At 39.5% G+C, this 19675-nt stretch carries 18 protein-coding genes; 6 read left to right on the top strand and 12 right to left on the bottom strand.

What is annotated here, in order from left to right; genetic code table 11:
• Positions 1–11 precede the first annotated feature (11 nt).
• The 6 genes from mnmE to rpmH form a co-directional block, all read right to left on the bottom strand.
• Entirely contained in the window at positions 12–1379 is a 1368-nt protein-coding gene (gene mnmE / locus ACYVIL_RS16180) for a tRNA uridine-5-carboxymethylaminomethyl(34) synthesis GTPase MnmE (RefSeq protein WP_303477140.1), read from the bottom strand.
• Positions 1380–1394: 15 nt separating this feature from the next.
• Positions 1395–1877: a YajQ family cyclic di-GMP-binding protein gene (locus ACYVIL_RS16175; protein ID WP_303477139.1), complete on the bottom strand. Its 483-nt coding sequence runs from the start codon at positions 1875–1877 to the stop codon at positions 1395–1397.
• A 102-nt stretch (positions 1878–1979) separates the two neighbouring features.
• Positions 1980–3638, bottom strand: coding sequence for a membrane protein insertase YidC (gene yidC, locus ACYVIL_RS16170; RefSeq protein ID WP_460313466.1), 1659 nt, complete (start codon positions 3636–3638; stop codon positions 1980–1982).
• A 151-nt stretch (positions 3639–3789) separates the two neighbouring features.
• Positions 3790–4044 carry a membrane protein insertion efficiency factor YidD gene (gene yidD, locus ACYVIL_RS16165; protein WP_303477135.1) on the bottom strand — a complete coding sequence of 85 codons (255 nt, stop codon included), beginning with the start codon at positions 4042–4044 and terminating at the stop codon, positions 3790–3792.
• Positions 3999–4367: a ribonuclease P protein component gene (gene rnpA / locus ACYVIL_RS16160; RefSeq protein ID WP_303477132.1), complete on the bottom strand. Its 369-nt coding sequence runs from the start codon at positions 4365–4367 to the stop codon at positions 3999–4001. Before rnpA ends, yidD begins: the two co-directional genes overlap by 46 nt.
• A gap of 9 nt (positions 4368–4376) precedes the next feature.
• Positions 4377–4511: a 50S ribosomal protein L34 gene (gene rpmH, locus ACYVIL_RS16155; RefSeq protein WP_008842504.1), complete on the bottom strand. Its 135-nt coding sequence runs from the start codon at positions 4509–4511 to the stop codon at positions 4377–4379.
• 545 nt (positions 4512–5056) lie between these two features.
• Here rpmH and dnaA point away from each other — a divergent pair.
• The 5 genes from dnaA (at position 5057) to ACYVIL_RS16130 (ending at position 12584) form a co-directional block, all read left to right on the top strand.
• The gene (dnaA, locus tag ACYVIL_RS16150) at positions 5057–6496 is read left to right on the top strand and encodes a chromosomal replication initiator protein DnaA (protein WP_303477126.1); all 1440 of its coding nucleotides are present in this window, start codon (positions 5057–5059) and stop codon (positions 6494–6496) included.
• Positions 6497–6516: 20 nt separating this feature from the next.
• Positions 6517–7623, top strand: coding sequence for a DNA polymerase III subunit beta (gene dnaN / locus ACYVIL_RS16145; RefSeq protein ID WP_303477123.1), 1107 nt, complete (start codon positions 6517–6519; stop codon positions 7621–7623).
• 24 nt (positions 7624–7647) lie between these two features.
• The gene (recF, locus tag ACYVIL_RS16140; RefSeq protein WP_460313462.1) at positions 7648–8748 is read left to right on the top strand and encodes a DNA replication/repair protein RecF; all 1101 of its coding nucleotides are present in this window, start codon (positions 7648–7650) and stop codon (positions 8746–8748) included.
• 4 nt (positions 8749–8752) lie between these two features.
• A complete protein-coding gene (gene gyrB / locus ACYVIL_RS16135; RefSeq protein ID WP_303477120.1) occupies positions 8753–11173 on the top strand; it encodes a DNA topoisomerase (ATP-hydrolyzing) subunit B in 2421 nt (806 codons plus the stop codon).
• A gap of 772 nt (positions 11174–11945) precedes the next feature.
• Positions 11946–12584: a hypothetical protein gene (locus ACYVIL_RS16130; RefSeq protein ID WP_460313460.1), complete on the top strand. Its 639-nt coding sequence runs from the start codon at positions 11946–11948 to the stop codon at positions 12582–12584.
• A gap of 245 nt (positions 12585–12829) precedes the next feature.
• On the opposite strand, the gene ACYVIL_RS16125 is transcribed toward ACYVIL_RS16130, so the two are convergent.
• From ACYVIL_RS16125 to glyQ, 3 genes are read right to left on the bottom strand one after another with little or no spacing between them, the layout of a single operon-like run.
• On the bottom strand, positions 12830–13264 hold the full coding sequence (locus ACYVIL_RS16125; protein ID WP_460313458.1) for an early set domain-containing protein: 435 nt from the start codon (positions 13262–13264) through the stop codon (positions 12830–12832).
• 28 nt (positions 13265–13292) lie between these two features.
• On the bottom strand, positions 13293–15365 hold the full coding sequence (gene glyS, locus ACYVIL_RS16120) for a glycine--tRNA ligase subunit beta (RefSeq protein WP_303477113.1): 2073 nt from the start codon (positions 15363–15365) through the stop codon (positions 13293–13295).
• The gene (glyQ, locus tag ACYVIL_RS16115) at positions 15358–16287 is read right to left on the bottom strand and encodes a glycine--tRNA ligase subunit alpha (RefSeq protein ID WP_303477111.1); all 930 of its coding nucleotides are present in this window, start codon (positions 16285–16287) and stop codon (positions 15358–15360) included. Before glyQ ends, glyS begins: the two co-directional genes overlap by 8 nt.
• Positions 16288–16437: 150 nt before the next feature.
• On the opposite strand from glyQ, the gene ACYVIL_RS16110 reads away from it, so the two are divergent.
• Positions 16438–17001 (top strand): DNA-3-methyladenine glycosylase I, encoded by a 564-nt coding sequence (locus tag ACYVIL_RS16110; RefSeq protein ID WP_460313455.1) that lies wholly within the window; start codon positions 16438–16440, stop codon positions 16999–17001.
• 364 nt (positions 17002–17365) lie between these two features.
• Here ACYVIL_RS16110 and ACYVIL_RS16105 read toward each other — a convergent pair whose 3' ends face one another.
• The 3 genes from ACYVIL_RS16105 to ACYVIL_RS16095 form a co-directional block, all read right to left on the bottom strand.
• Positions 17366–17818, bottom strand: a complete 453-nt coding sequence (locus ACYVIL_RS16105; protein ID WP_460313453.1) for a DUF2489 domain-containing protein — start codon at positions 17816–17818, stop codon at positions 17366–17368.
• An 11-nt stretch (positions 17819–17829) separates the two neighbouring features.
• The gene (yihI, locus tag ACYVIL_RS16100) at positions 17830–18357 is read right to left on the bottom strand and encodes a Der GTPase-activating protein YihI (protein WP_460313451.1); all 528 of its coding nucleotides are present in this window, start codon (positions 18355–18357) and stop codon (positions 17830–17832) included.
• Positions 18358–18957: 600 nt separating this feature from the next.
• Complete coding sequence (locus ACYVIL_RS16095; protein WP_303477099.1) at positions 18958–19587, bottom strand: c-type cytochrome; 630 nt, start codon at positions 19585–19587, stop codon at positions 18958–18960.
• Positions 19588–19675 lie beyond the last annotated feature (88 nt).

Here is a 19675-nt window from a genome sequence, read left to right as displayed (position 1 = left end):
CTAATTGCCTTTTATTTGCCGATACAAAAAGAAGAAAAAATACGTCCGAGTAAATCATCTGAACTGAATTCACCGGTAATCTCATTTAGTGCTTGCTGGGTTAAACGTAACTCTTCAGCCAAAATTTCACCAGCGATATGATCATGCAGTTGTTGTTGTCCTATCTCTAAGTGCTCTGCTGCGCGTTCTATGGCATCTAAATGTCGTCGTCTGGCAATGAATTGACCTTCAGAACTTTGGTCAAATCCCATGCATTGTTTTAGATGTTCAGCTAAGGCATCAACACCTTGGTTTAAGCTGGCAGATAGCCGATAGACAGGGGTGTCGCCATGTTGTTCAAAGCCTACAGACTCGCCTGATAAGTCGACTTTGTTTCTGACTAGTGTGAGGCCCATATTTTTCGGCAGTTTCTGCATGAACTCAGGCCAGATTTTATGGGGATCATTTTCGGCACTTTCGCAGCTATCTAGCATAAACAACACTCTGTCGGCCTTTTGAATTTCCTGCCAAGCTCGCTGGATACCAATTTGTTCCACTTTGTCTGCGCTTTCTCTTAGGCCTGCTGTATCAATAATATGCAGCGGCATGCCATCTAAATGTATGTGCTCTTTTAATACATCTCGAGTGGTACCGGCAATATCCGTTACTATGGCTGCATCACGTCCGGCCAAAGCATTGAGTAGACTTGATTTACCCGCATTGGGCTTACCTGCAATCACCACTTGCATGCCTTCTCTTAACAAACTACCTTGTTTGGCTTGTTGTTTCACATTCTGCATTTGGGTAATGATATCGTTCAGATCGTTAGCAACTTTGCCATCACTCAAAAAATCAATTTCTTCTTCTGGAAAATCTATGGCCGCTTCCACGTACATTCTTAGGTGGATGACTTTCTCTACCAGCTGGTGGATATGTGCTGAAAATTCGCCCTGTAACGACCGCATAGCGCTTTTCGCCGCTTGGACTGAACTTGCATCAATTAAGTCTGCTATGGCCTCAGCTTGAGCTAGGTCGAGCTTGTCATTCAAAAAAGCCCGTTCACTGAATTCCCCCGGTCTTGCCATGCGTATGTTGGCTATTTTTAATATTCGCTTTATCAACAAATCTAAAATAATTTGACCGCCATGACCTTGCAGTTCTAAGACGTCTTCACCCGTAAAGGAATGGGGATTGTTAAAGAACAACGCAATACCCTGGTCTAGGGTTTGTTTGTCTTCATCTAAAAACGCTAAATACTCTGCTTTTCTGGGGCTTAAGGTTTTGCCTAATAATTCTAAGGCTACAGTTGATGCTAAAGGTCCGGAAACCCTAACAATACCCACACCGCCACGACCTGGTGCCGTGGCTTGAGCAACAATAGTATCAGTTGGTAATTCCAAAATCGTGTTGCCTGCTTAGTCGCGGAAGTTATTAAATTGCAATGGTTGACCTAAGTCTTCACTTTTAAGTAGTGCCATCACGGCTTGCAAATCGTCGCGTTTTTTACCATTTACACGAAGTTGGTCGCCTTGAATGCTAGCTTGCACCTTCATTTTTTTGTCTTTAATCAACTTTACGATTTTTTTCGCAATGGGTTGCTCAATACCTTGCTTGAACTTAACGGTACGACGGTGAGTTTTACCACTTCGTACTGTGTCTTGAGGGTCCATTGCATTGGTGTCTAATTTACGCTTAGAACAGGCATTACGCAGCATGTCTGTTAGTTGCTGAAGTTGAAAGTCGCCTTCAGCGGTTAATACTACAGATTCATCTTTGAATTCTATTGAGGCTTCAACCCCTCTAAAATCAAAGCGTGTACTTAGTTCACGGTTAGCGTTGTCGACTGAATTGCGGACTTCGTTCATGTCGATTTCTGAAACAATGTCAAAAGAGGGCATTTATTTCTCCTGTGGGAATTTTGGGTATATTGTAAACCTGTAAACATAGACAAAAAAGCCCGCAATGGCGGGCTTTCACTTTTATTTATCGCCATTCACTTTTTATTTGGCTTTTAATCCACGCTTTTCCATGGACGAGTAAATAATTTTAGCCTGCACTAACGTAATTACGTTACTGATCAGCCAATATAAAACCAAACCTGCAGGGAAAATGAAGAAGAATAAACTCATTGCCACTGGCATCCATTGCATGATTTTTTGCTGCATAGGATCTTGAATCGTCATAGGTTGCAGTTTTTGCAACAAAAACATACTCAAGCCTGTTAGTACGGGTAATACAAAGTAAGGGTCTTTTACAGATAAATCAGTGATCCAAAATATAAAATCAGCGTGTCTGAGTTCTACACTTTCCAGCAGTACCCAATAAAGTGCTAAGAAAATAGGCATTTGTAGAAGTAGAGGGAAACAGCCACCCATGGGGTTAACTTTCTCTTTTTTATACATTTCCATCATGGCTTGAGACATTTTTTGTCTGTCATCACCAAAGCGTTCTTTTAGTTGTGCCATCTTAGGTGCTAAGTTACGCATCTTAGCCATTGACTCATATTGCTTTTTGGTAAGTGGGTACATTGCCCCTTTTACAATAATGGTAATGATGATGATAGCGAGGCCCCAGTTAATCACAATACTTTGAATGAACTGCAATAGTGAGAATAGTGGTTGGGAAATCCACCAAAGTATTCCGTAATCCACTGTCAGATCTAAACCACGAGCTATTTTAGCCAATGAATCCTGGTCTTTAGGACCCATATATAAAGTGCTTGTAATCGTTACTGAATCGCCAGGGGCTACCTCAACAGGTGCGCCTTTGAAGCCAATTGCAGCGTATCTGGCTTGAACCACTGTACTATATAGCTGGTTAGTGTCTTCTTGGGGAGGTACCCACGCTGAAACAAAGTAATGTTCCAACATACCAGCCCAACCACCCACGGTTGTTTCATTCAGCTTTTCATCTTCCATGTCATCAAAGGAGAACTTTGAATAACGATCGTCTTGGGTTGAAAACGCACCACCACGATAGGTTGGCATAAACATACTGCTTTCAGCACCTTCAATGGCCTGTTTTAATTGACCGTACTGCTGGTATTGTTTTGGTTGCGAACTACCATTAACAACTTCGTATTCAACTTTTACTTCATGGTGACCTGGAGTGAAGATGAATCGTTTGGTTACGACAACGCCATCAGCAGATGTCCACTTCAATGGCACCACCAATTCTGCATTTTCCATTACGTATTCTTGCTGACTCACTACGTAAGCTGGACGCCCTTTTTTAGTATCTATTGCATCTCTACCCACTAAACCGCTTTGCGCAATATACAAGTTAACTGCATCCGGGCGTAACAAGCTATATGAGTCATCAGAACCTTGGGTGATAGGGAACTTACGAAGATTGGCTGAAACTACATCACCACCACGAGTATCAATCAATACATCTAACGTATCCGATACCACATGCACTACAGAATTAGTTGGGGTTGTTGGATTCGCACTTTCAACTATAGTTGATTCTGGTACGTCGCCGCTATCGTCCGTAATAGTCGAAGGGGGCAAATCAGCACTTGGAGTGGACAAAGGAGTGGGTTCAACTACCTGCGTTGGTTGAACTGGCTGGGGACCATAGTCTTTTTGCCATTCTTGCCATAATAGAAAACTGACCAATGCTAGGCCAATTATCAAAAAACTGCGTTGGGATTCCATATAATACTCTTTAAACTACGTGTTCAATTTTACGATGTCTAACCACCGCATTTAGCTTTTCACAAGTAGATTAGTCTATTTGTGAACGTATTTATTACATCTGTTTTTTTACAGGGCGAAATAGTATAGGCAAATGAGGCAAATGATAAGTTCATTCGTGCTTTTTCGCCTTATTTTCTGGTACATGGTCAATTCCACCCGGATGTAAGGGGTGACATCTACTGATTCTTTTTATTGTTAGCCAACTTCCTTGCCAAAACCCATGTTTAGAAATCGCTTCTATACCGTATTGAGAACAACTTGGGTGGAAACGGCAATTTTGTCCCAACATAGGAGAAATCCATAGCTGATATTGACGTATCAACCAGATTGGGATTGCGCGCAACGCTTTGATAGCTTTTTCCATAATTTTCCTAACAACAATGTGATTTGTTGATTCGTCATTGTGTCTAAGCCACTTTTACCAACCACAACTATATCAGTGTTTGGCAATTGGTGTTGATTCAGGCGGAAACTTTCTCTGATAAGGCGTTTAATACGATTTCTATCGTGTGCTTTCTTGACACGTTTTTTAGATATAGTAATACCCAGCCTAGGATGATCTAGCTGATTAAAACGGCCTAACACAGTGAGTTGAGGTGAAACTGAGGGAATTGCTTTTTGAAAGACTTTTTCAAAGTGAGTGGGAGTTAAAAGTCTTAGCTCCCGAGAAAACGAATTTTCACTCACTTTGAGAAATTAGGCTGATAAACGAGCACGGCCTTTAGCACGACGATTAGCAAGGACTTTACGTCCATTCTTTGTCGCCATACGGGCACGAAAACCGTGTGAACGCTTACGCTTTAAGTTACTTGGTTGAAATGTTCTTTTCATGACCTAGTCCCGATACATAAAGGTTAATATAAAATGAACTTCAATAGACGTTTAACCATTGCGCTCAAAAAGGATGCGGAATACTAGAGATATTTACGCAGCTTGTCAATCATTGATCGCACAGATCCCTAAATTAATTGCTTTTATTTTTATTGAAAATTTATTAACTGTTGATAACTATGTTTATTTAGTTGATGTTATCCACAAACTCATTATTGTGTTTTCCTAAATAGTGATTTTTTAGGGCTATTTTTATTCACCTTAAATTTGAAATAATATAAACCAGAGTCGCTAATTGTTTTTATAATTAATTAAAATATACTGTAAATACAATTTGTTATGTTATTTTTTGGCGTGTTCTTTAAATTAAGTTCAATTCAGTATTGCACTTGGTAGGGGGAATGCGAGATAATTCACAACCCTCTACAGAAAAGGGGTAAAACAAGAACAATAATTGGACAATTTACACTTAGGCGAGTGCATTCAATTATCGAGTTATTTTAACTTTTAACGGGCTGTAATGGCCTCGTGACGGACTTTTTTTAATGTCTTTATGGAATAGATGCCTTGATCGTCTTCAGCACGATCTTTCTACACAAGAATTTAGTATGTGGATAAGACCGCTAAAAGTTTCAGAAGATAATCTTTATGTTACTTTGTCTGCTCCTAACCGATTTGTACTCGATTGGGTACGAGACAAATACCACAGTCGTATTACCCAACTGTTAGAAGAATTTTGTGGCTCAGAAGCGCCTAGTTTGTTGTTGGAAGTAACAGCTAGACAAGGTGCTAATTTTGCAGCTAACAATAACCACAGTGGGAACAATCAACCTGCTACTAATACTGCAACTAACACGTCAAGAGAAAATGCTTCGCAACTTCCTGTAACCGAAAAAAATGTCTCACCTGTAAAACCAGATAGTAAAGACTTTAACCAAAAAGCCTCTGTATCTAGTCAAGGGCATAAAAGTAATATTAATGTCACTTACAAGTTTGATAATTTTGTTGAAGGTAAGTCAAACCAACTAGCCAGAGCGGCAGCGACTCAGGTGGCGGATAATCCGGGTGGGGCCTATAACCCGTTATTTATTTACGGTGGTACTGGGTTAGGTAAAACACACTTATTGCACGCTGTAGGTAATGGCATTATAGCTAAAAAGAAAAATGCTACTGTGGTGTACATGCATTCTGAGCGATTTGTTCAAGATATGGTAAAAGCATTACAAAACAATGCTATAGAATCTTTTAAACGTTATTACCGTTCTGTAGATGCATTACTGATAGATGATATTCAGTTTTTCGCTAATAAAGAACGTTCTCAAGAAGAGTTTTTTCATACCTTTAATGCCTTATTAGAAGGTAATCAACAAATTATCTTAACCTCTGACCGTTACCCTAAAGAAATTGATGGGGTAGAAGATCGCTTAAAGTCTCGTTTCGGTTGGGGTTTAACTATAGCTATTGAGCCTCCAGAACTTGAAACTCGCGTGGCAATTCTAAATCGTAAAGCGCTAGAAAATAAAATTAATCTACCTGATGAAGTGGCTTTTTTCATTGCTAAACGTTTACGTTCTAATGTTAGGGAATTGGAAGGGGCCCTCAATCGTGTCATTGCAAATGCTAATTTTACTGGCCGCGCAATTACAATAGATTTTGTTCGTGAAGCATTGCGAGATTTGTTAGCACTTCAGGAAAAGTTAGTTACTATTGATAATATTCAAAAAACGGTGGCAGAGTACTATAAAATAAAAATTGCAGACATTTTGTCAAAAAGGCGTAGTCGCAGTGTTGCTAGGCCAAGGCAAATGGCAATGGCGTTAGCAAAAGAATTAACTAACCATAGCCTTCCTGAAATTGGAGATGCCTTTGGTGGTAGAGACCATACTACCGTTTTGCATGCCTGCAGAAAAATAGTACAGCTAAGAGATGAAAGTCATGATATAAAAGAAGACTATCAGAACCTTATTCGCACATTATCTTCTTAAAATAAAAAACGAGCTTATAAATGAAATTCACCATCAGTCGGGAAAATTTTCTTCAACCTCTTCAATTAGTCTCTGGTGCTGTAGAGAGACGTCATACTTTACCGATATTATCGAATGTACTGATTAAAGTCAGTGATAGTTCACTTTGGCTAACGGGTACGGATTTAGAAGTGGAACTAATTTCAAACGTGACCTTAACAGGGGAGTTTGAAGAAGGCGAAATTACTGTTCCTGCCAAAAAACTTTTTGATATTTGCCGTGGTTTAGGTGATGAAAGCGAAATTAAATTTGAAGTAGATGGTAATAAAGCGTTGATTCGCTCCGGTCGCAGCCGCTATTCGTTATCAACGCTATCGGCAAGCGATTATCCAAACTTAGAAGATTGGGAAGGCGAAACTGAATTTGAGATTTCCCAGGCGAATCTGAAGCATTTAATTGAAAGCACTCAATTCTCTATGGCACAGCAAGACGTCCGTTATTATCTAAATGGAATGAGTCTAGAGACCGAAGAAGATATTATTCGTACCGTTGCCACTGATGGACACAGATTAGCATTATGTCGTTTGAAGTATACAGCTTCTCCATTACCTAGTCGCCAAGTCATCATCCCTCGTAAAGGTGTGTTAGAGATCAGTCGCCTTATTGAAGCTGACGATAATCTCGTTAAAATACAATTAGGTTCAAATCATATTCGTATCTTTTCTAGTGATTTTATCTTTACCAGTAAATTAGTTGATGGTCGTTTCCCAGATTATCGAAGAGTCCTGCCTAAAGATGGGGACAAAATAATTGAAGCCAGTAAAGATGTATTGAAAAATGCGTTTTCACGGGCGTCTATTTTATCTAATGAAAAATTTAGAGGTGTTCGCTTAAACCTTTCTAAAAACGAATTAAAGATAACGGCTAATAATCCTGAGCAAGAAGAAGCGGAAGAAATTGTAGATGTTTCTTATGAAGGGGACGGGGAATTAGAAATTGGTTTTAATGTGGCTTATTTGATCGATGTTTTTAATTCATTAGGGTCAGAGAACGTTAAAATATCATTAGCTGATTCAAATAGTAGTGCGTTAATTGAGGATGCTGCAGACGACTCAGCTCTTTATGTCATTATGCCAATGAGACTTTAATAGTCATTAAGGAATCTTCTTTTTATGAAGCTGGACAAAGTCCAGATCCAACATTTTCGAAATCTTCAAAATGTTGATATTTTACCTTCACCTTCGTTGAATTTTATATTTGGTCAAAACGGTAGTGGCAAGTCTTCTTTCTTAGAGGCTCTCCACTACTTAGGTTTTGGCCGCTCTTTTCGGACCCTTAAACATAAAAATGTAATTCAATATAACTCGATTGAATTCAGTATTTTTAGTGTGGTATCCGATGAAAATAATTCCTTAAAACTTGGTATGTCACGTAAAAATGACGATTCGTTATTGGTTAGCGTTAACGGAAACAAGTCGAATAAAATGTCTGAATTAGTAAGCCACGTTCCGATTCAGATATTTACGCCACAAAGTTCAGATTTAATTATTGGTAGTCCATCTTTACGACGTCGCTTTTTGGATTGGGGGTTGTTCCACGTGGAACCATCTTTTATTCAAACGTCGCAAGAATATCAAAAGTTAGTCAAACAGAAGAACGCGCTTCTACGAAAAAACACCGTAACCAATAGATTCGAATATAGCACTCAGATGCAATTCTGGGACAAACAAATTATAAAGGTAGGAAACCACCTAACAGAATTAAGAAAAGCTTATCTAGATAGCATTTTGGCCCATATAAATAGCAATTTATTGCAATTTCTACCTGAGTTTTCGGTAGAAATCTCGTATCATAGGGGGTGGGAAAAGGACGCTTCATTTGAAGAGTCTATTAACAAAAAATATGAAAGAGATTGTCGCAATGGATACTTGAGTGTTGGCCCACACAAAGCTGATCTAAAACTGAAGTGCAATGGTGTTGATGTTTCAGAAACGTTATCTCGTGGACAATTACGAATGTTAGTAGCGGCATTGCAACTAGCTCAAATACAGCACTTAAGTGGTCAGACAAAAAAGTCATGTGTATTTCTACTGGATGATATTGGTGCTGAGCTTGATGAGACTAAGCGAGAATCTTTTATTGATAAACTACTAGAAAATGAAACACAGCTTTTTATTACAGCAATTGAAAAGTCTCAATTGCTGTTTATAGAGAAATACAAAAACAAGAAAATGTTTCACGTGGAACATGGCCATATGAGAGAGGAGAACTAATCAAATGGCAGAAGAGAATAACTACGATTCTTCGAGTATTAAGGTACTTAAAGGATTAGATGCAGTAAGAAAACGTCCTGGTATGTATATTGGTGATACAGACGATGGTACAGGTTTGCACCACATGGTATTCGAGGTGGTTGATAATTCAATCGATGAAGCACTTGCTGGTCACTGTTCGGAAATTAACGTCAAGATTCATACTGATGGTTCTATCTCTGTATCGGATGATGGTCGTGGTATTCCTACAGAAATACATGAAGAAGAGGGTGTCTCAGCAGCTGAAGTTATTATGACAGTACTTCATGCCGGTGGTAAATTTGATGACAACTCTTATAAAGTTTCCGGTGGATTACACGGGGTTGGTATTTCTGTTGTAAACGCATTGTCTAAAAGACTAACGATGAAAATCCGCCGTTTAGGGAAAGTCTTTGAACAAGAGTATATTCACGGTGTGCCACAAGAACCTTTGAAGGCAGTTGGTGAATCTGAAACCACAGGTACTACAATTCGCTTTTGGCCAAGTGAAGATACGTTTACTAATGTTGAATATCATTATGATATTTTAGCCAAGCGGTTAAGAGAATTAAGTTTCCTTAACTCAGGTGTTTCCATCGTTTTGAGTGATGACAGAGATGGCAAAAAAGACCACTTTAAGTATGACGGTGGTATTTTAGCTTTCGTAGAATACTTAAATAGAGCTAAAACATCAGTGCATTCAAAGATTTTCAATTTCACCACTGAAAGGGATGATGGCATATCAGTTGAAGTTGCGATGCAATGGAATGATAGCTTTAACGAAAATGTATTTTGTTTTACCAATAATATTCCTCAGCGAGATGGTGGAAGTCACCTCGCTGGTTTCCGTGCAGCTTTAACTCGTACGTTAAATAACTACATGGAAAAAGAAGGTCTAAACAAGAAGGCAAAAACCAACGCAAGTGGTGATGATGCAAGAGAAGGATTAACTGCAGTAATTTCAGTTAAAGTACCTGATCCTAAATTTTCTTCACAAACCAAAGACAAATTGGTTTCCTCGGAAGTGAAACCTGCTGTTGAAACGGCAATGGGTGAAGCGCTAACTGATTTCCTTTTAGAGAATCCATCTGAAAGTAAAATCATCATTGGTAAGATCATTGATGCAGCGCGTGCTCGAGAAGCTGCTCGAAAAGCTAGAGAAATGACCCGTCGCAAAGGAGCACTAGACTTAGCTGGTTTGCCTGGTAAATTAGCTGATTGTCAGGAAAAAGATCCTGCTAACTCTGAACTATACATAGTGGAAGGGGACTCTGCGGGCGGATCTGCGAAACAAGGTCGTAACCGTAAGAACCAAGCAATATTGCCACTCAAAGGTAAAATACTTAACGTTGAGAAAGCGCGCTTTGACAAAATGCTTTCTTCTCAAGAAGTCGCTACCTTAATCACGGCATTAGGCTGTGGGATTGGTCGAGATGAATATGACCCTGAAAAGCTTCGTTATCATAAAATCATTATCATGACAGATGCTGATGTTGATGGTAGTCACATTCGTACCTTATTACTGACATTTTTCTATCGTCAAATGCCTGAAATACTAGAGCGCGGTTATATTTATATTGCTCAGCCTCCGCTTTATAAAGCTAAGAAAGGCAAGCAAGAGCAGTATCTGAAAGATGATGATGCTCTAACCAACTACCTAACGTCTATAGCACTCGCTGATGCATCTATTCATGTTAATTCTGACGCTCCTGGTATATCCGGAGTCGCCTTAGAAAACTTAGTAAATCAGTATCATCTTGCTGTGAAAATGATTAATAGAATCAGTAGGTTGTACCCTAAAGTTCTTGTTAATCAGCTAATTTACAGTGATGTTTTAGAAATATCAGACTTAAATGACAAGGCTAAGCTTGAAGCCTTTGGTAAAACTTACATTGCCTCATTAGCTGATGATGAATCAGATGGTGCAACTTACAGTTTTGAAATCAAAGAAGATGTTGAACGCAGCAGTCATTACATATCCATTATTTTACGCCAACACGGTATTGATACTGAATATAAATTTGATCATGACTTTGTAGATTCAACTGAATATACAAAAATTAAAGAACTCAATGCAGCAATTAACGGCATCATGGAAGAGGGCGCTTACGTCAAGCGTGGTGAGAAAACTAAGCCAGTGTCAGATTTTGTCAGTGCATTAGAGTGGCTAATGTCAGAGTCAAAACGTGGACAATACATTCAGCGATACAAGGGGTTAGGTGAGATGAACCCAGGACAGTTGTGGGAAACTACAATGGATCCAGATAATCGCAGAATGTTACAGGTAACCATCGAAGACGCTATTGGTGCAGATCTACTGTTTACTACACTAATGGGCGACCAAGTAGAGCCTAGACGTAACTTCATTGAAGAAAATGCGTTAAGAGTGGCAAACCTAGACGTTTAATCGGTTAATTGTGTGGGGCGGCTTGAAGCCCTATCATGTTTTGATTATTTAACCTTAGGGTATATTTCAAAAAGGTGTTCTCAATGAACACCTTTTTTTATTTTGTTGTATGAGGAAACAGCCAAAATTAGACCTTGAAGAGCTTATTAAAAGGTTACTAAAGGGATAAAGCATGTCGTAATTAGTCTCGTTGTAAATAAGCTAAGACTCTTCTGTAGAGGAAACCACATGTAACTGATTGAGGGCATATTAATGTTTGTGCGCACAATTTCAGTACTGCAATAACTACTATTCAATTGATGGCCCGGCAATAACCTTGACAGCTTCCCTCCTAAATTAAATAAAAAGTCATAAACCTGTATATCAAAAAACGATGGGAGGTTGAATCAAATTAATATGGTTTTAAAAAAGCCTAACAAATGTGCTCAAGATATCTAGACTATTACATATGCCTCAGTCATTTTCATTATCATTCACAGCCAGCACCTAACTAATATATATTCAACAGTACTAAACTTACGACAAACTGATAAATCTTGTTTTATTTGTTAAAAGTAAACCCAAATTAAAAAATACAGAGCTAAAACAAATAGAAGATGACCAAAACACCAACACACCAACACTCGTAAGACTGTCCAATAAACTTACAGTTTTTCTATCTTTTGTTTTAACGAATTATAAGTGTTTGAAATTATTGTGTTTTTGCTTTTGGCTTGATAATTGCTATTTATTTGCATTGCTATAATAACTAAAAAGATTAAAGGGTATTTAAATGAAAAAAGCATTACTTTCTGGCCTCTTACTTTCACTGCTTACATTATCGACGAATGCATCGATTATTTATTCTGTGGATGATGGTATCGCTGACAACTCTATGGGTCTTACTTCTGGGGGAACAATGGAATGGGCGAATCAATTCAATGCTATTTCAGGTGGAGAAATGATCACCTCTGTCGAAGTCGCATTTGGCCAAATAGAAGATGGTACGGCAGTAACTGTTAGTTTATATGACGACGTTAACAATGATGGTACGCCTGATGATTTGTCTTTACTCACTAGTATTGCAGGAGTCGTTAGTAATCAAAATACAAATATCTTTAATATGTTTGATATTATGGATACCAATGTTTCCGAATCATTTTTTGTTTCTGTAACCATCACCCACGAAGCTAACTATTACCCAGCGGCATTTGATCAAAGTAGTTTCAATGGCCAAAGCTGGATTTCAGCACCTAGTGCTGGGATAGGGTGGGATAAAATAGATAATTTTGGGCTTGCTGGAAACTTTTTAATTAGAGCAAACGCGGAAGCCGTTTCAGAGCCTGCGATGCTGAGTATGTTGTCACTGGGAATATTAGGTTTGATGGCTCAGCGCAGAGGCAAAAAAAGACTGTTCAAGAAAATATTATAAAAAAGAATTGTTGTAGCAAAGGTGCGTTTACACGTACCTTTTTTATTTTGACGATCCTCAAATAGACAGCATCCAGGTTTAGCAATGAAAGGTTAACCAGAATATATATTCTTTTTTTGCTGGATTAAATTCTTGGTGGGATAGGTAATATTTAGCTATAGAAAGATAATTGTTGGGAAATGGGGTAAACGAATTTCCACCTCTTTAAATTAATAAAGAGGTGGTGCTTGAATAATTGTTAGCGGTTAAGCCTTTTCGATGTATACAACGGGAGCAAGTTCATTTGTAAAATCGATGAAAAAGTCATAGGCACCTGTTTCATTAGGTGTGAACTGAAAGTTACCGCCGGGATTTTCACAAGAAGATTTAGCGGCTTTTCCTACCGTTAATACTTTACCTGCTGTACCTGCAGGACTCCCACAATCGTAGCCTGGTGTATAATTTTCGTCGGCAAACTTAAAATCATAAGGTTGGCCGTCTGCAATTAACTTTACAGTCGCCTTATATAAATTCCCGTTTACCTGTTCAATTCGATAATTTTCATCAGCTTCCCACCATGTAAACACACCACGCAGATAAAAGCTTTGGTAGTCTTTTTCCATAATTTGCTCAACAAAGGTTGTTGAGCAACCCGAAACAAAGGTACTGATTAAGAAAATTAAGGCAATTTTATTTTTCATAGACTTATTTTAAAACCTCGATACTGTTCTATTCGTGTCTTAATAAGGATATGTCAGCACACTTTAAGAACAACTGACGTAATTGCAATAGCAGTGCTAGACGATTATTTTTAATGGATTGATCGTCTGCCATAACCATTACATTATCAAAGAACGCGTCGATACTGCTTGCTAGTTGTGATAGAACCTGTAACACAGCTTCGTAATCACCCTTTGCAAGTAGCGGCGAAACTTCTTCTTGAATGCGGGCTATTTCATCGGCTAAGTGCTTCTCCTCGGCTTCGATTAACAAACTGCTATCCAGTTTGTATTCATCCGACACCTTATTCTTATCCAAAATATTCGCTACGCGTTTGTTTGCAGCAGCTAATGCTTGGGCACTAGGCAGCAACTTAAATTGCTTCACACCGTTGATGCGAGCATCGAAATCCGCTGGTGAAGTAGGGCGTCTAGAGAGTACTGCTTGTATGACATCAACTTCAATGCCTTGTTCCTGATACCAGGTTCTAAATCTTCCTAAAATAAAATCAACAACTTGTTCTTGGGACTCATCGTTACTCACTTTTTCTTTCAATAATAGGTAAGCATCAGCAACAAGATCAGCCAAATCAATGGGAAGCTTAAGCTCTACGGCAATTCTAAGTATACCAATGGCGGCACGTCTTAGGGCAAAGGGGTCTTTGTCACCTTTAGGTAATTGCCCTATTCCGAAAATACCTACTAGGGTATCTAATTTATCGGCAAGAGCGACTGCACAACTGACTTTGGATTGGGGTAGGTCATCACCAGCAAAACGTGGCATATATTGCTCGTTTAGGGCGTTTGCTACCACTTCATCTTCGCCATCATGATTGGCGTAATGCATTCCCATAATACCTTGTACATCTGGGAACTCCATAACCATTTCAGTCATCAAATCGGTTTTTGATAATAAACCAGCGCGGGCTGCTTGGCTTTCATCAGCACCGATATGCTTGGCAATCTTTGCCGCTAATTCCGAAATTCTACGAGATTTATCTGCTAGGGTGCCTAATTGTTTTTGGAATAAAACCGTTTCCAAACTATCTAGGCGGCTTTCCAAAGTGCGCTTTTTATCGGTTTCAAAGAAAAAGCGTGCATCGGATAAACGTGGACGAATGACTTTCTCGTTGCCGTGGATAACTTGCGCTGGATCTTTACTTTCAATGTTACTCACAAACAAAAATCGCGATTTAAGTTGGCCATTTTCGTCTAACATCGGGAAGTACTTTTGGTCGCCTTTCATGGTGTAGATTAACGCTTCTTTGGGTACTTGTAAGAATTCATCTTCAAAATTGGCCACCAGCACAACTGGCCATTCAACCAAAGCTGTTACCTCATCCAATAAATCTTGTTCTAGCTCAACTACACCACTTTCTTTAGCCGCTGCCTCTTGAAGTTGCTGTTTGATGATATCCTGGCGCGTTTGATAATCGGCGATGACATAATGATTTTTCAATTGGCTTTGATAGTCATCAGCGTGAGTTAGCTCAAAACTGGGCTCGCCGTGAAATCTGTGTCCATTAATGGTTCTAGCAGACTCTAAACCTAAAACTGAGCCCGCAACCAGAGTATCGCCGTAAAGCATACACAGGGTATGTACAGGTCGTATAAACTGGATTTTTTTATCGCCCCAGCGCATGGCTTTAGGTATTGGCAATTTTTTCAGTGCCGTTGCCACTATATCTTCTAATAATGAAGACAGTGACTGTCCAGCGACGCTCGCTACGTGCAATAACCATTCACCTTTGTCAGTCTTTAAGCGTTGTGCCTGGTCGACACTAATGCCGTTTGAGCGCGCCCAACCTTCGGCAGCCTTTGTAGGGTTGCCTTGGTCATCAAATGCTGCGCTCACTGCAGGTCCGCGCTTTTCGACTTCTTTATCAAGCTGCTTTTCAGCCAGAGCGATAACTTTTACCGCTAAACGTCTTGGTGAAGCGAAGCTTTCAATCTCATCAAAACTTAAATCTGCTGCCTGTAGGCCTAATTTAATATTCTCACAAAAAGCCTGAGCTAGATTTTTTAGTGCTTTTGGAGGTAGCTCTTCTGTACCAAGTTCAACTAACAGATTGTCTTTACGCATTACCTTTATCTCCCTTGGTTACTTCGTCTTTACACATGGGGAAACCGAGTTTTTCTCGACTTTGGTAATAGGTCTCTGCAACGGCTTTGGCTAGCGTGCGCACGCGCAGTATGTAACGTTGACGTTCGGTTACGGAAATTGCATGACGTGCATCTAGCATATTGAATGCATGGGATGCTTTCATAACTTGCTCATAAGCTGGTAAGGGTAATCCGGCTTCTATCATTCGTTGGCTGTCCTTTTCGCATTGATCAAAGGTTCCAAATAAGGCTTTAACATCGGCATGTTCAAAATTATAGGCAGATTGTTCGACTTCGTTTTGATGAAAAACATCGCCATATGTCACTTTACCCATAGGGCCATCTGTCCAGACTAGGTCGTAGATACTATCTACGCCTTGGATGTACATGGCTAGACGCTCTAAACCATAGGTAATTTCACCTGTTACTGGCGCGCATTCAAGTCCACCAACTTGTTGGAAATAAGTAAACTGCGTGACTTCCATACCGTTTAACCATATTTCCCAGCCTAGACCCCAAGCACCCAAAGTAGGGGATTCCCAGTTGTCTTCCACAAAGCGAATATCATGTACTAGAGGATCAAAACCTAACTCTCTAAGGGAGTCTAGATAAAGCTCTTGAATATTATCAGGGGATGGCTTTAGCATAACCTGGAACTGATAGTAGTGCTGCAGGCGATTGGGATTCTCACCATAACGGCCATCGGTAGGACGACGACAAGGTTGCACATAGGCACTGCTTATCGGCTCAGGTCCTAAAGACCTTAAAAATGTCATAGGGTGGAAGGTACCTGCACCCACTTCCATGTCTAATGGCTGGATAATTACGCAGCCTTGACGGGCCCAAAAATCCTGTAAAGCAAGGATGAGACCCTGAAACGTCTTTATGTCAAACTTTTGCATGAACAATCACTACATTAACGGTTACTAAAAAAATGCCCGCCAGTATACCTTTTGTCTTGCTTTGAATGTAGGCTAAATCAACGAATATTGTAATAAACATGCATGTTGAACCCAAGTTATCGAGAATTTTACCAAAAATAAGGAAAGAGAGTGGATTTAAAGCGCTGCAGTTGGGCGGGGAAAGACCCCATCTATCAAGAATACCACGATAAAGTATGGGGCATACCCGTATACGATCCCAAAGAATTGTTCGCTAAATTGTGCCTAGATGGGCAGCAAGCAGGGTTAAGCTGGATAACCATCCTTAAAAAACAACAAAACTACGAGGCTGCGTTTCATGATTTTGAACCGACTAAAATTGTATCGATGGGTGATGAAGATGTTGAACGTTTAATGTTAAACAAAGGTATTGTCAGAAATCGTTTAAAAATAAAATCTATTATTAACAACGCTCATGCTTTCTTGAAAATGCAGGAAGAGGGCATTGAGTTCGCGGATTTTATTTGGAGCTTTGTGGATCATCGCGTGATAAAAAATCATTGGCGTAACCCTAATGAAGTGCCCACTTCAACTCCAGAGTCTGACCAAATGGCGAAAGCCTTAAAGAAAAAAGGTTTTAGTTTTGTTGGTACAACGATTTGCTATGCGTTTATGCAAGCCGTTGGACTGGTTAATGACCACACCACAGATTGTCATTGTTATAAACGGGTATAAGGTGGAATACAGAATATCGTTAATCTGGCCATTATCTATCATTAAATTAAAACCCATCCCACTTGAGATGTTTCAGCACTAAACCTGATTTGCTTTACCATCAGTTTTTGCTGGATGTTGTAACCAGACGATTCAATATGCGGGGAGTGATTCGGCGAAATGGTGGTTCGTTGAGCTCAGTCAAGTGTGGTTATTATAGGCTGAATTTTCAAAACCAATTACATGAAGCCACATGAACGCTATACACAGTATTTAAATTAGCTGTGCCATTCATTTCCTTAAGGCCGCCCGATAGACTGATTGAAAACCTCCAAGGCTAGAGGGCAGAGTAGATTTCAACCACTTTACAGGCGTTTAAACTGAGCTAGTTAAAACTTAAAGACCGTATCATTACCATTTCTTTTAGAATGCCGGACTCAAGTTTTGCTTCTTGTTCTTCTCTGTTTTGGTCTTGTTGAGCTCTTACTTCTGCAGGTAAATCCTTACGCTGCTGATGGGTTGGTAATTCCCTAACCGCTAGAAAGAGGCTGTATAAATTAGGGTAATCTCGTTTGCAGTTCGGAGGTGACTCTACCGGCACACTATCTAACAAATTAACCAATCTAATAGCTCCTTCAGATAAGTTGCATTGCTGTTGTTCAACGGCCCAAGCGATAGTGTGAACACTTTCCATAATTCTGACCACGCGTTCTTGTCTGGCTTTTCGCTGTACCTGGTTCTGACGCTTTAACTGAAACAGTAATTTGCCTGCATAAAAACTAAGTGCGCTAATGATCAAAATTGCTACTGCTATTAACGTGTACTCTAAAATCGACAAAAACTTATCTCCTACTTATATTCATCGATATTGATAGACTCAAAACGAGCAAAAGGATCGTCTTCATTGCTTTCCTCTTGACCAAGGTTGGCTTCAGATTCCAAGTTGATACCTAACAATTCACATAATTCTCTATGCCTTGCTAGTTTTTTCTCAACGTAACTTTTGTCTTCAGCCCTTAATGTTGCACCGCTATCCATTTGGTCGAGTAGATCATTTAAACGGTCGTTATTTTCCAGCTCTGCTAGTTCTTGGGCAGGGGAGAAATATTTCGGCTTGCTTGGATTCGGTTTCGATATGAATTCTTTTGGCTCTGCAATCAATGGAATCGGTTTTTTACTGCCAACTCTTGGATCATTTTGTTTAGGCTGCTGAGGAGTTTGTTTATTTAACTCCACCGCACTATGACGACTTCCTGATGGATTGCCTTTATGCTTTTTGGGTTTAGTGTTGTTCGGATCTTTCGGTTTCCGTGGCGCCCAACTTTCTTTTGGAACACCTATGCGTCCAACTTTACGTGATTTCTTTATTCTAGCCATAATTGATTGCCATATTAAATTAATTCGCTATGTTAACGCATTTTAAACCCAGTTATACAGATTTAATGTTCAGATAAATGCAGTCACTTGGATTGACTAACGAGATTAATGAATACGACCTTGAAAAGGTAGCATCAAAAGTGGATAACCGAGCTTAGAAAGAGACTAGACGTGAAGGCATAAAGAACTGATAGATAAGAAAAAAGGCAACAGAAGCCTGTTGCCTTTTAGATATAGAGTGTCGTATGACACTTCTCCCGTTACGTGTTCATCCTAAACCGTTATAGCTATCCTTGTCTTACACTTCACTTTTTATTTTTTTTCACGAAGCTTTTATATTGTTTTGGGTCTTCCTGACACTTTATAGTTAATCCATAATTTCCAAAATGGAACCTCAATGAACAGCCGTTTATTATTGTTATTAACTGTTCTAACTTCCCTGACAAATCTTATAAGATTTGCTTATCCTTCTTTTTATTTGTGAAAAAGAATACACCAAAAAATTAATTTTACAACTTATTTACATACAATAAACAAAAAAAGTGAACCTTTTGGTCTAAAGGTTCACTTTTCACTTTGTTCATTGCTTAACAGATTGATTTAGTGGAGGCCACCTAAGTACTGAGAAAGAGTCTCGATATCTTCATCAGTCAATTTAGCTGCGATATCTCGCATCATTCCGTTTAAGTCATTCGCTCGGGTCCCAGCTTTGAATTTTTCTAACTGAGATTTTAAGTAAGCCGCTTTTTGTCCACTAATATCTGGAAATCCAGCTAAACCTAAGCCATTTCCTCTAGGGCCGTGACATGCGATACATGCTGTAATACCGCGATCTAAGTCACCACCACGATAAAGTTGACCGCCTTTTTCTACCACATCTTCAGGAGTGGTTCCTGGCTTTGCTTCCTGACTTGCTAAAAATGCTGCAAGATCTAACATTTCTTGCTCATTCAGTAGCGCTGCTTGCGAACTCATTACAGGGTCGTAGCGACCTTCTGCACCGGCGGTCTCTCCACCTAATTTTAATTCTCTGAGCTGCTTTGCAATATATTCAGCGTGTTGGCCGGCAATGGATGGATAAATATCCAATGGGCTATTTCCATCGGCACCATGACAGGCTATACAGCCTTTGCTTGTAACTAACCCTTCACCCGCTTGTGCGTCGCCCTTGGCAAAAACCGAAGCTGAAAAACCGACGGTCAAACACACCAACAAACCCAATCTTTTCATAGTGACTCTCAAAACATCTTATGCATTGGTTAATAGAATACCAGTATTTTACACATTTAACGGCGCGATAAAATCATTTCCCGAATAA

Source organism: Aliiglaciecola aliphaticivorans, assembly GCF_054782055.1.
The sequence above is the reverse complement of the archived record's forward strand: the minus strand, read 5'-3'. Positions and strand labels throughout refer to the sequence as shown.